This window comes from Streptomyces sp. NPDC043854 (genome assembly GCF_056436005.1).
Genome location: NZ_JBWKDK010000010.1, coordinates 167,920 through 180,335, shown reverse-complemented (window position 1 = coordinate 180,335; position 12,416 = coordinate 167,920). Strand labels below are relative to the sequence as shown.

The window sequence follows — 12,416 nt, the reverse complement described above, 5'->3', positions numbered from 1 at the left end:
GTTCCCCGGGAGTGCTAGGCGGCGGAATTCCCGGCCGGACCGGCGGGCACCAGGGCTGCTCCGTCCTGGTCCCGAAGCACCACCAGCAGGCGGCGCAGTCCGGATTCCAGCCGGTCGATCTCGGTGTCGGTGATGTACACGGACGGCTCGAGGCGCAGGGTGTTCGTCGCGCTGGCGGTCGGAAGGATCCGCAGGCCCTGTGCGTGCAGCAGATAGCCGGAGAGCGCGTAGCCGAGCAGCCCCCCGCGGGCCGGCTCGGCGATGGGCGCCGACGAGGAGTCGGACTGGTCGTGGAACTCGAGGCCGATCATCAGGCCCCTGCCGCGCACGTCCTTGACGACCTCCGGGAACTCGTCCCGCAGCCGCCGCAGCATCTCCATGATCCGGCCGCCGCGCTCCGCGGCCCTGCGGTAGACCTCGCCGTCCTCGGCCTCCAGCAGGTCCACCGTCCGGCCGGCGATGAGGGTGGAGAAGGCGTCCTTCGCGAAGGTCGAGCTGTGGACGAGCTCGAACTCCTTGCGGTAGCGGGAGGTGCGCACCAGGGTCATGGCCGCCTTGGCGATCCCCCCGCCCAGGCTCTTGGCCAGCGTGAAGTAGTCGCCCTGGAGGCCGAGCGGCGCACCGGCGAAGAAGGTGCCGGTGCGGCCCATGCCGCTCTGCACCTCGTCGACCATGATCGGGCAGTCGACCGCGGCGCAGGCCTGCCGGATGCGCTCCACGACGTCCCGGTCGAAGGGCCTGATGCCGGCCTCGCCCTGCACGGGTTCGAGGACGAACGCGCAGACGGCCGGCAGCTCGTGCTCGACGACGTGCACCGCGCCGCCGTCCACCGCGAGGCCGAACAGTGTCCGGCGCTCCGCCTCGAACGCCTTGGCCAGGGCGTCCGGTTCGTGCACCGGCACGAACCGGCACTGCGCGGCCAGCGAGCCGAACGGGGTGCGGAAGTCCGCGTTGTGGGTGAGCTGGACGCTGCCGACCAGCTTTCCGTGGAACGAGCCCTCCGGGGCCAGGAACACCGGTGCGGCCGCCGCCCGCTCGCCGTTGACCCGCCGGATGGCGGCGATCACCTCGTCGAGCCCGGCGCCGGCCGGAAGGTCCGCGGCCGTACCGAGGCTCCCGCGGGGCCCGTCGGCCGCGATCCCGGCACCGCCGGCCACGGCGGCACGCGCCGGCTCGATGCTCTCGTCGATCTCCGCGAGCAGCTCGGCCAGCTTCATGACCCGGTCGAGTTCGGCGTGCTTCATCGCGATCTCGACCGCTTCGGCGCCACTGTTGGCGAAGATCGCGGAGTAGTCGTCCGACGTGCCGAACTCGCGCTTGACGATGGCGTCGACCTTCAGCGCGAGGTCGTTCGCGTAGGGGTGCCTGGAGAACTGGGCGTGCACCGGGACGCCCCGGTCGAGGAGCTCCTTCGCATAGGCGACCAGTTCGGGATTGTTGTGCCCGAGGATCGTCGAGCCGTAGCCGCCGACCAGATCGAGCACCGGCGTCTCCCGCCCGGTCTCGTCTCGGTGGAAGAGCGTGTCCTTTTCTGCCCTGACGTAGTCGACGCTCAGTCCGAGAGTGGCGAGCAGCCCACCGATGTAGGGCTCCGCGAGGTCACGCTCTTCTGACTCCGGGCTCATTTTCAATCGATCCCAATCTGCGAGGGTCCACTTTGCTCGGAACCGTATCGGCGGGTCGTAACGGGTCTGTAATCCGGCGCCCACTGGCACATCGGCAGGCAGTCACCGGAATCAAATCCTCCGGCAGGGACCGTCTGATTACTGGGCTGCGGTGATGACCGGGCGACAATGCGGAGACTGTGAGCTGCATAAAGAGTTCTCCGGGAAAGGAAATGACGACCGTGCACGGTGCAGAGGAGTCGGCGGCCACCTCCCCCGAGGCGATCCTGGGAGCTGAGGGCGCGTGAGCACTGACGAGAACCAGCTCCGCCAGTACCTCAAGCGCGCTGTCGCCGAGGCCCACGCCAGTCGCAGGAGGCTGCGCGAGATCGAGGAGAAGGCGCGAGAACCCATCGCCATCGTCGGCATGGCGTGCCGCTACCCCGGAGGGGTGGACTCGCCGGAACGGCTGTGGCAACTGGTCGCCGACGGCGTGGACGCGGTGACCCCCTTCCCCGAGCACCGCGGCTGGCCGCTCGACCGCCTCTACCACGCCGATCCCGCCACGGTCGGCACGTCCTACACCGACCAGGGCGGGTTCCTGCACGACGCGGACCGGTTCGACCCGGAGTTCTTCGGCATGTCGCCGCGAGAGGCCCTGGCCACCGATCCCCAGCAGCGGCTGCTGCTGGAGACCGCGTGGGAGGCCTTCGAACGGGCCGGCATCGCCGCCGAGTCGGTGCGCGGCAGCCGGACCGGCGTGTTCATCGGGTCGATGTACCACGACTACGGGGCACGCCCCCACCTGCCGCCGGAGGAGTTCGAGGGCTACCTCTACAGCGGCAGCGCGGGCAGCGTGGCATCGGGCCGGCTGGCCTATGTCTTCGGCCTCGAGGGCCCCGCCGTCACCGTCGACACGGCGTGCTCCTCCTCGCTGGTGGCCCTGCACCTCGGGGCCTCGGCACTGCGCCGGGGCGAGTGCGACATGGCCCTGGTCGGCGGGGTCACCGTGATGTCCACGCCGCAGGCGTTCGTCGAGTTCTCCCGGCTGCGCGGCCTGTCGGCCGACGGGCGGTGCAAGTCCTTCGCGGCCTCCGCCGACGGCACCGGCTGGGCCGAGGGTGCGGGCCTCCTGCTGGTGGAGCGGCTCTCCGACGCCCGTCGCCACGGGCACCGGGTACTCGCCGTCATATCCGGCTCGGCCATCAACCAGGACGGCGCCAGCAACGGGCTCAGCGCCCCCAACGGCCCCGCCCAGGAGCGCGTGATCCGCCAGGCGCTCGCCGACGCGGACCTGTCCGCCGCCGACGTCGACATCGTCGAGGCGCACGGCACCGGGACACCGCTCGGCGACCCGATCGAGGCCAACGCCCTGCTCGCCACCTACGGCCGGGAACGGCCGGCCGGCCGGCCGCTGCGGCTGGGCTCCCTCAAGTCCAACATCGGCCACACCCAGGCCGCCGCCGGCGTCGGCGGTGTCATCAAGATGGTGCAGGCGATCCGGAACGGCGTCATGCCGAAGACGCTGCACGCCGAGGAGCCCACGCGGCACGTCGACTGGGACGCGGACGCCCTCGCCCTGCTCACCGAGGCACGCAAGTGGCCGGAGCTGGACCGGCCGCGCCGGGCCGCCGTCTCCGCGTTCGGATTCAGCGGGACCAACGCGCACGTCATCGTCGAGCAGGCGCCGCCGCCGGCCGCGGAGGAGGGCCGGGAGGGCACCGAGCCGCAGGCGTCCCCCGCCGGGCGGCCGGCGCCCGTGCCGCCCGCGCCGGTGCTGCCGTACGTGCTGTCGGCCAGGTCCCCGCAGGCCCTGAACGCCCAGGCCGGGCGCCTCGCCGAGTTCCTCGCCGAGCAGCCCGGGCTCGACCTCACCGACCTGTCCCACTCGCTGGCCACCACCCGTACGGCGCTGCGGTACCGTGCCGTGGCGCTCGCGGCCGACCGGGACGAGCTGGCGCGCGGCCTCGCCTCGCTCACGGACGAGGGCGCCGGCCCCATCCTCGGGGTCAAGGGCGAGGGCAAGCTCGCCTTCATGTTCACCGGCGGCGGCGCCCAGCGCGTCGGCATGGCGCGTGAACTGGCCGAGACCTTCCCGGTGTTCGCCGCCGCGTTCGACGAGGTCTGCACGGCGCTGGACGAGCACCTGCCCCGCCCGCTGCGCGAGGTGATCGCCACCGGCGACGAGCTCGACCAGATCGACTACACCCTCGCGGCCCTCTTCGCCGTCGGTGTGGCGCTCTTCCGCCTCCTGGAGACGTGGGGGGTGCACCCGGACTACCTGGTCGGCCACTCGACCGGCGAGCTGATCGCCGCGCACCTCGCGGGGGTGCTGTCGCTGTCCGACGCCGCGCTCCTGGTGACCGCCCGCGGCCGGCTGATGCGCTCCCTGCCGGAGGGCGGCGCCATGGTCGCCGTCGAGGCGACCGAGGAGGAGGTGCGCGAGACCCTCGACGCCGAGGGGCGGGCCGTGATCGGCACCGTCAACGGCCCGCGCGCGGTGGTGCTCTCGGGCGACGAGGACGCCGTCCACGCCGTCGCGGCGATCTGGAAGGAGCGCGGCCGGTCCGTCAAGGTCCTGCCGATCCTGCGCGCCTCGCACTCGCACCGGATGGACCCGATGCTCGACGAGTTCCGGGGCATTGCGGAGGAACTCACCTTCCACCCGCCGAAGTTCGGGATCGTCTCCACGGTGACCGGCCGGATCGAGTCCGGGGAGGGCTGGACCTCGGCCGAGTACTGGGTGAGGCAGATCCGCAACCCCGTGCGCTTCCTCGACGCGGTCCGCACCCTCGAGGCGGAGGGTGTGACCACGATGCTGGAGCTGGGCCCCGACGGCGTGCTGTCGGCGATGGCGGCGGCCGGCGTCGTGAACGAGGAGACGCTCGCGGTCCCCGCCCTGCGCAGGAAGCACCCGGAGCCGCAGACCCTGGTCCACGCGGTCGGCGTGCTCCACTCCCGGGGAGTGCCGGTCGACTGGCGGGCCTTCTTCGCCGGGTCCGGTGCGGGCACGGTGGAGCTGCCGACCTACGCCTTCCAGCGCGAACGCTACTGGCTGGAGCCGTCGGCGGGCCCCGCGACCGGACCTGGCTCCGAGACCGACGCAGCGGGTCACGTGCTCGGCGCGCTCCACCGGCTCACCTGGGCACCGGACGAGATCCGGTCGTCCGCCGGCACGCCGGCCCGGGCGACGCTCGGGCACCTCGCCGACGGGACGGACGGGGTCCCCGCCTTCGAGGACCTCGCGTCCTTCGGCCGGGCACTCGCCTCCGGCGGCTCGTTCGAGGCGCTCACCGTTCCGCCCTCCCCGGGCCGGGGCGCGGATCCGGTATCGGAGAACGCCTCCCGGCCGGCCGGGCCCCCGCACGAGGGGGTACGGCGGACGACGGCTCTGCTGCGCGAGTGGCTGGCCGACGACCGGTTCGCCGGCGTCCGCCTGGTCGTCGTCACGAGGAACGCCGTCGCCGTCGCCGACACCGAGGCAGCCGACCCGGACGCCGCCGCGCTGTGGGGGCTCGTCCGGTCCGCCCAGTCGGAGGCGCCGGGCCGCATCCTGCTCGTCGACACCGACACCGACACCGGCCCGGACGCGGAACCCGTCCCCCCGGCCCTGCTGTCCTCCCTGCTCTCCGCCGACGAGCCGCAGGTGGCGGTCCGCGACGGGCACGCCTGGGTCCCCCGGCTGAACCGGATCCGGCCCTCCGCACTGCGCAAGGCGCCGGAGGGTCCGGTGTGGGATCCGGAGGGAACGGTCCTGATCACCGGCGGCACCGGCACGCTCGGCGCCACCGTCGCCCGACACCTCGTCACCGAGCACGGCGTCACGCACCTCGTGCTCGCGAGCCGCTCGGGCACGCGGGCGGCGGGCGCCGACGACCTGCGGGTCGAGCTCGAGGAGCTCGGCGCGACCACCGTCGACATCGCCGCGTGCGACGTCTCCGACCGGGAGGCCCTCGCCGCGCTGCTCGCGGAGATCCCCGCCGGGCGGCCGCTGCGCGGGGTCGTGCACGCGGCCGGGGTGCTGGACAACGGCCTGCTGACGGACCTGACGGAGGGGCAGCTCGACGCCGTCCTGCTCCCGAAGGCCGACGCCGCCCGGCACCTGCACGAGCTGACCCGTGGCGAGGACCTCACGGCCTTCGTGATGTTCTCGTCGGCCGTCGGGCTCTTCGGCGGCCCCGGCCAGGCCAACTACGCCGCCGCCAACGCGTTCCTCGACGGCCTCGCCCAGCACCGCCGCGCCCTGGGGCTGCCGGCCACCTCGCTGGCCTGGGGGCTGTGGGACGTCGACGGCGGGATCAACTCGGGCCTGGGCACGATCGACCGGGCGCGGCTCGCCCGGGACGGCTTCCGCCCGCTCGACGCGTGGGAGGCGACGGAGCTCTTCGACGCCGTCGTCGGCACGGCCCTCTCCGCGGTGGCCGCCACGCCGCTCGACCTGGACGTGCTGCGCGAGCTCGACCGCGTCCCTGCGCTGCTGCGGGCGCTGGTCCCGGCGCGCAGCCGTCCTTCGGCGGCCGGCGCCGAGGAGGTCCCGGTGGCCGAGCGGCTGGCCGGGATGACCGGCGCCGAGCGGGCCGAGTTCGTCCTCGGCCTGGTACGGGGCCGGGTGGCCGCGGTCCTCGGTCTGGGCGACCCCTCGGCGATCAACCCCGAACAGCCGTTCCGGGAACTGGGCTTCGACTCGCTCACGGCCGTGGAGATGCGCAACCGGCTGAACACCGCCACCGGTCTCCGGCTGCCGGCCACGGCAGTGTTCGACCACCCCACGCCCGTGAAACTGGCCGCCCACCTGCTCGCCCTGCTCGGCCCGATCGAGGCGGCGGGACCGCGCTCGACCGCACTCACCGCCCTGGACGAGCTGGAGGAGGCGCTCACGGCGGAGGACGGCGACGCCGCCGCCGACCGCGAGGAGATCACCGTCCGGCTGCAGACCCTCCTGTCACGGTGGCTGGAGGCCGCCGCGGACCGCGGCGAGGAGACCGAGGCGGACCCGGCCGACGCGCTCGCGTCGGCGTCGACCGCCGAACTGCTCGCCTTCATCGACAACGAGCTCGGCCGTGGCCGGCACTGACTCCCCCCAGACCTCCGGAACAGGTGGACCTTCCCATGGTGGATGAGAACAAGCTCGCCGAATATCTGAAATGGGTCACCGCTGATCTGCAGAAGGCCCGGCAGCGCATCGCGGAACTGGAGTCCGGCCGGGCGGAGCCGATCGCGATCGTGGGCATGGCCTGCCGCTACCCGGGCGGGGTGCGCTCGGCGGACGACCTGTGGCGGCTCGTCGTGGACGGCCGGGACGGCATCACCGAGTTCCCCGACGACCGCGGCTGGGACGTCGAGGCGCTCTACGACCCCGACCCGGACGTCTCGGGCACGACGTACACGCGGGAGGGCGGCTTCCTGGAGGGAGCGGCCGAGTTCGACGCCGCCTTCTTCGGCATCTCGCCCCGCGAGGCCTTCTCGATGGACCCGCAGCAGCGGGTGCTCCTGGAGACCGCCTGGGAGACCTTCGAGCAGGCGAGGATCGACCCGACCGCCCTGAAGGGCTCCGACGTGGGCGTGTTCGTCGGCGCCGTGGAGCAGTCCTACCTGGGGCTGAGCGGGCCCGAGGAGTTCGAGGGTTACCTGCTGACGGGCAAGCTCGGCAGCGTCGCGTCGGGCCGGCTCTCGTACTCCTTCGGATTCGAGGGCCCCTCCATGACCGTGGACACGGCGTGCTCGTCGTCCCTGGTCGCCATGCACCTCGCGGCGCAGTCGCTGCGCGCCGGCGAGTCCGCCCTCGCCCTGGCGGGCGGCGTGATGATCGCCGGCACCCCCGGCGGGTTCGTCGACTTCTCCCGGCAGCGCGGCCTGGCCGCCGACGGCCGGTGCAAGTCCTTCGCCGCAGCCGCCGACGGCACCAGCTGGTCGGAGGGGGTCGGGCTGCTCCTGCTGGAGCGGCTGAGCGACGCCCGGCGCAACGGGCACCGGGTGCTGGCCGTGCTCCGTTCGTCGGCGGTCAACTCCGACGGTGCCTCCAACGGTCTCACCGCCCCCAGCGGCCCCTCGCAGGAGCGGGTGATCAGGACCGCGCTCGCCGGCGCCCGGCTCGACGCCGCCGACGTGGACGCCGTCGAGGCGCACGGCACGGGGACCCGGCTCGGCGACCCCATCGAGGCCCAGGCGCTGCTGGCCACCTACGGGGCCGCGCACACCGCGGAACGCCCGCTCTACCTGGGCTCGCTGAAGTCCAACATCGGCCACTCGGTCGCGGCGGCCGGCGTCGGCGGCGTGATCAAGATGGTCCAGGCGATCCGGCACGGAGCGCTCCCCCGGACGCTGCACGTCGACGAGCCGACGCCGCTGGTCGACTGGTCCGCGGGCGCGGTCGAGCTGCTCACCGAGGAGCGTCCCTGGCCGGAGACGGGCCGGCCGCGCCGGGCGGCGGTCTCCTCGTTCGGCGTCAGCGGCACGAACGCCCACGTGATCATCGAACAGGCCCCGGCGGAGCAGGAGGCCCCGGAGCAGCAGGCCCCCGCTCCGGGGGCGGCGCCCGCGTTCCTGCCGCTGCCGCTGTCGGCCAGGAGCCCGTCGGCCCTGGCCGCGCGGGCCCGCGACCTGGTCTCCTTCCTCCAGGACGGTCCGGCGCCGTCCCCGGCGGACGTGGCCCACTCCCTGGCCACGACCCGTGCGGCGCTGCCGCACCGGGCGGTGGTGGTCGGTTCGGACACCGGGTCGCTGCTCGCCGCGCTCCGTCCGCTGGCCGAGGGCGGGGCCCGTACTGCGTCGGCGGCGGCGGAGACGGGCAGGCTCGGGTTCCTCTTCACCGGGCAGGGCGCCCAGCGGACGGCCATGGGCAAGGCGCTGCACGCGGAGTTCCCGGCGTACGCGGAGGCGTTCGACGCGGTGTGCGCGGAACTCGACCCGTACCTGGACCGGCCGTTGCACGAGGTCCTCGACGACGGGGACCGGCTGACCGGGACCGGCTACGCCCAGCCGGCGCTCTTCGCGATGGAGGTCGCCCTCTTCCGGCTGTTCGAGTCCTGGGGGATCACCCCGGACTTCCTCGTCGGCCACTCGATCGGCGAGCTGGCCGCCGCGCACGTGGCCGGAGTGCTGTCCCTGCCGGACGCGGCGGCCGTGGTCGCCGCACGGGGCGGACTCATGCAGGCCCTGCCGGCGGGCGGCGCGATGGTCGCACTCCAGGCCGCCGAGGACGAGGTGACCCGCCTGCTGCGCCCCAGCCGAGGCGCGGCGATCGCCGCGGTCAACGGCTCCGTGGCGACGGTGGTGTCCGGTGAGCGCGAGGCGGTCGAGGAGATCGCCGCGACGGTACGGTCCTGGGGCCGCCGCACCAAGGAGCTGACGGTCAGCCACGCCTTCCACTCGCCGCTCATGGACCCGATGCTCGAAGAGTTCGGCCGGGTGCTGCGCAAGGTCACGCTGAACGCACCGTCCCTGCCGATCGTGTCCACCCTCACCGGCCGGCTCGCCACCGAGGAGCAGCTGCAGTCGCCGCAGTACTGGGTCGACCAGGTACGGCAGCCGGTCCGCTTCCACGACGCGGTCCGCACCCTCGTCGAGCAGAACGTCACCACCACCCTCGAACTGGGACCGGCCGCGGTGCTCTCCGCGCTGGTCGCCGAGCACCCTGCGATCACCCCCGTGGCGGCCGTGCGGAAGGGGCCGGACGAGGCGCACGACGTGGTCGCCGCGCTGGGCGGACTCTGGACCGCCGGGGTGCCCGTCGGCTGGACGGCGTTCTTCGCCGGCAGCGGGGCGCGGCCGGTGGACCTGCCGACGTACCCGTTCCAGCGGGAGCGGTACTGGCTGACGCACACCGCTCCGGCACCGTCGGGGACCGCCCCGGCGGGGCCGCAGGACGCGGTGCTCGGCGTCGGCTGGACCGCTCTCCCCCCGTCCGGGCCGGCCGCCCCGCCGGTCCTGGCGACCCTGCGTCCGGCCGGCGCCGGCCTGCCCGGCCTCCCCGGCCTGCCGGAGCCGGCCGCCGACGGCGCCTTCGACGACCTCGCCGAGGCGCTCGCCGCGCTGGAGGCGCCCGACCGGTTCGACGCCCTGCTCGTCCCCTTCGCGTCGGCCCCGGGCGGTGACGTACCCCGGCAGGCCGAGGCCACCGCACAGCGGGGGCTCGCGCTGGTCCAGGCGTGGCTGGCGGACGAACGGACCGCCGACGTCCCGCTCGTCGTCCTCACCCGCGGGGCGGTGTCCACCGACCCGAGCGGCAAGGACCTCACGGATCTCGTCTCGGCGCCGCTGTGGGGGCTGCTGCGGTCGGCCCAGTCGGAGGCGCCCGACCGGATCGTGCTGATCGACGTGGACGAGGACCCCGCGTCGGCGGCATCCGTGCCTGCGGCCCTCGCGTCCGGCCAGGCGCAGATCGCGGTCCGTTCCGGTCAGGTGCTCGTACCCGGCCTGACCACGGTCCCGGCGGAGGGCACGCCGCGGCCGGAGCGGCACTGGCGGCCCGGCGGCACGGTGCTGATCACCGGAGGCACCGGGGCGCTCGGCGGGCTCTTCGCCCGTCATCTGGTCCGCGCGCACGGGGTGGAGCGGCTGCTGCTGGTCAGCCGCCGCGGCCCCGAGGCGCCCGGCGCCGCCGAGCTGGCGGCGGAACTCACCGGTCTGGGCGCGCAGGTGCGGATCGCCGCCTGCGACCTCGCCGACCGGGAGGAGCTCGCCGCACTCCTCGCCACCGTCCCGGCGGAGCACCCGCTCACCGCGGTCGTGCACGCCGCCGGCGTGCTCGACGACGGCATGATCCAGGACCTCACCCCGGACCGGCTGGCCGGCGTCCTGCGGCCCAAGGTGCACGCCGCGTGGAACCTGCACGAGCTCACCCTCGACCGCGGACTCGACGCCTTCGTGCTGTTCTCGTCCGTCGCGGGGATCATCGGCGGCACCGGCCAGGCCAACTACGCGGCGGCCAACACCTTCCTCGACGCGCTGGCGGCCCACCGCTCCGCGCAGGGGCTGCCGGCCCACTCGCTGGCCTGGGGCCTGTGGGCGCACGAGGACGGGATGAGCGGGCACCTGACCCGGGCCGAGCTCGACCGCATCGCCCGCTCCGGCCTGCTCACCATCACCGACGAGAGCGGACCGGAGCTGATGGACCGGGCCCTGCTCGCCGACCGCCCCGCGCTGGTGGTCACCCCGGTCGACCTGGCCGCGCTGCGGTCCCACGGCAGGCGGGCGCCGCTGCTGCTGCGCCGGCTGGTCCGGCACGCCGACGGGGGGACCGGGAACTCCCCGGCCGAGGACGAGCTGCGGCCCGAGCGGCTAGCGGGACTGTCGCCGGCCGAACGGAGCGCGGCCGTGTCGGACTTCCTCCACCGTGAGGTGGCGCTGGTCCTCGGCCACTCCGCCCCGGGTGCGGTCGACGCGCACCGGCGGTTCTCCGCGCTCGGCTTCGACTCGCTCACCTCGGTGGAGCTGCGCAACCGCCTCGCGGAGGCCACGGGGCTGCGGCTGCCGCCGTCGCTCGTCTTCGAGCACCCCACCCCGCACGCCCTCGCGGAGCACCTGGGCGCTCTCCTGGTCGCCGCGACCGACGGGGCGGCCGGACCCGCCGGGGTCGACTTCGCCGCCGAGATCCACCTGGACGAGGACGTCCGGCCGGCCGCCGAGGTCAGCCGGGTGGCCACGGATCCCGAGGAGGTCCTGCTGACCGGCGCCACCGGGTTCCTCGGCGCGTTCCTGCTGCGGGACCTGATGCGTTCGACCAGGGCCACGGTGCACTGCCTGGTGCGGGGCGCCGACCACGAGGAGGCGGCGCGCCGGCTGGCGGACAGCCTGGCGTGGTACGAGGTGGGGGACGAGATCGACGCCGACCGGCTCCGCGTCGTCGTGGGCGACCTCACCGCCCCCCGCCTCGGCCTGGGCGAGGCCGAGTTCGACGGGCTCGCCCGCCGGGTCGATGCCGTCTACCACGCCGGCGCGACGGTCAGCTGGGTGCGGCCCTACACCGCGCTCGCGCCGGGGAACGTGGGCGGGACGCGCGAGATCCTGCGGCTGGCCGCGGCGCACCGGACCGTTCCGGTGCACTACGTGTCGACCACGGGCGTGTTCCCCGCACCGGGCCCCGGCGCGGCGCCCGCGGGCGTGGCGGACCCGACCGGCCCCGGGCACCTGCTGCACAACGGGTACCTGCAGAGCAAGTGGGTGGCCGAGCAGGTCATCGAGCTCGGCAGGAGCCGCGGGCTGCCGGTGTCGGTCTACCGGGTGGACGTGGTCTGCGGCGACCGGGTCACCGGCGCCTGCCAGACCAAGGACTTCGTCTGGCTGAGCCTGAAGGGCCTGCTGGAGACCGGCGCCGTGCCCGAGAGCCTCGCCGGCGTCCTCCACATGGTCCCGGTGGACTACGTCAGCTCCGCGATCGTGTCCCTCTCGGCGCGGAAGGACGCGGAGAACGGCACCTTCCACCTCTACAACGGGCAGGACCAGACGTTCACGGAGTTCGTCGGGCACCTGCGGTCCTTCGGGTACGACCTTCCCGAACTGGACTGGGACTCCTGGTCGGCGCGGGTCCGCTCCGACCGGAAGAACGCCATGGTCCCGCTGCTCGACTCGTTCGAGGGGATGAACGCGGGGTCCGGCACGACCACGTACCCGCCGATCGACGTCTCGGACACCGAGCGGGCCCTGCGCGGCACCGGCATCGCGTGCCCGCCGGTCGACCGCGGACTGTTCGCCACGTACGTGGACTTCTTCGTCCGCGCGGGCTATTTCCCCACCCCTGCGGCCGTTCGGGAATGAGCCCCGAATAACCCTCCGAATGCGGCTGCCTTCCCGACCCTCCGGGGTCGGGAAGGC

1 protein-coding gene and 2 pseudogenes are annotated in these 12,416 nt (G+C 74.2%); 2 read left to right on the top strand and 1 reads right to left on the bottom strand.

What is annotated here, in order from left to right; genetic code table 11:
- Positions 1–14: 14 nt before the first annotated feature.
- Positions 15–1,625 carry an aspartate aminotransferase family protein gene (locus tag AC068A_RS12790; RefSeq protein ID WP_478584216.1) on the bottom strand — a complete coding sequence of 537 codons (1,611 nt, stop codon included), beginning with the start codon at positions 1,623–1,625 and terminating at the stop codon, positions 15–17.
- A 325-nt stretch (positions 1,626–1,950) separates the two neighbouring features.
- Here AC068A_RS12790 and AC068A_RS12785 point away from each other — a divergent pair.
- Both AC068A_RS12785 and AC068A_RS12780 read left to right on the top strand, forming a co-directional pair.
- Positions 1,951–6,678: pseudogene (locus AC068A_RS12785) on the top strand (type I polyketide synthase); the annotation flags it as partial.
- Positions 6,679–6,758: 80 nt separating this feature from the next.
- A pseudogene (locus tag AC068A_RS12780) lies at positions 6,759–12,359 on the top strand (thioester reductase domain-containing protein); the annotation flags it as partial.
- Positions 12,360–12,416: the final 57 nt, after the last annotated feature.

What these genes read in the sequence shown, in the direction of transcription:
- AC068A_RS12790 (WP_478584216.1), bottom strand. Translation starts at nt 1,625, where the DNA reads ATGAGCCCGGAGTCAGAAGAGCGTGACCTCGCGGAGCCCTACATCGGT.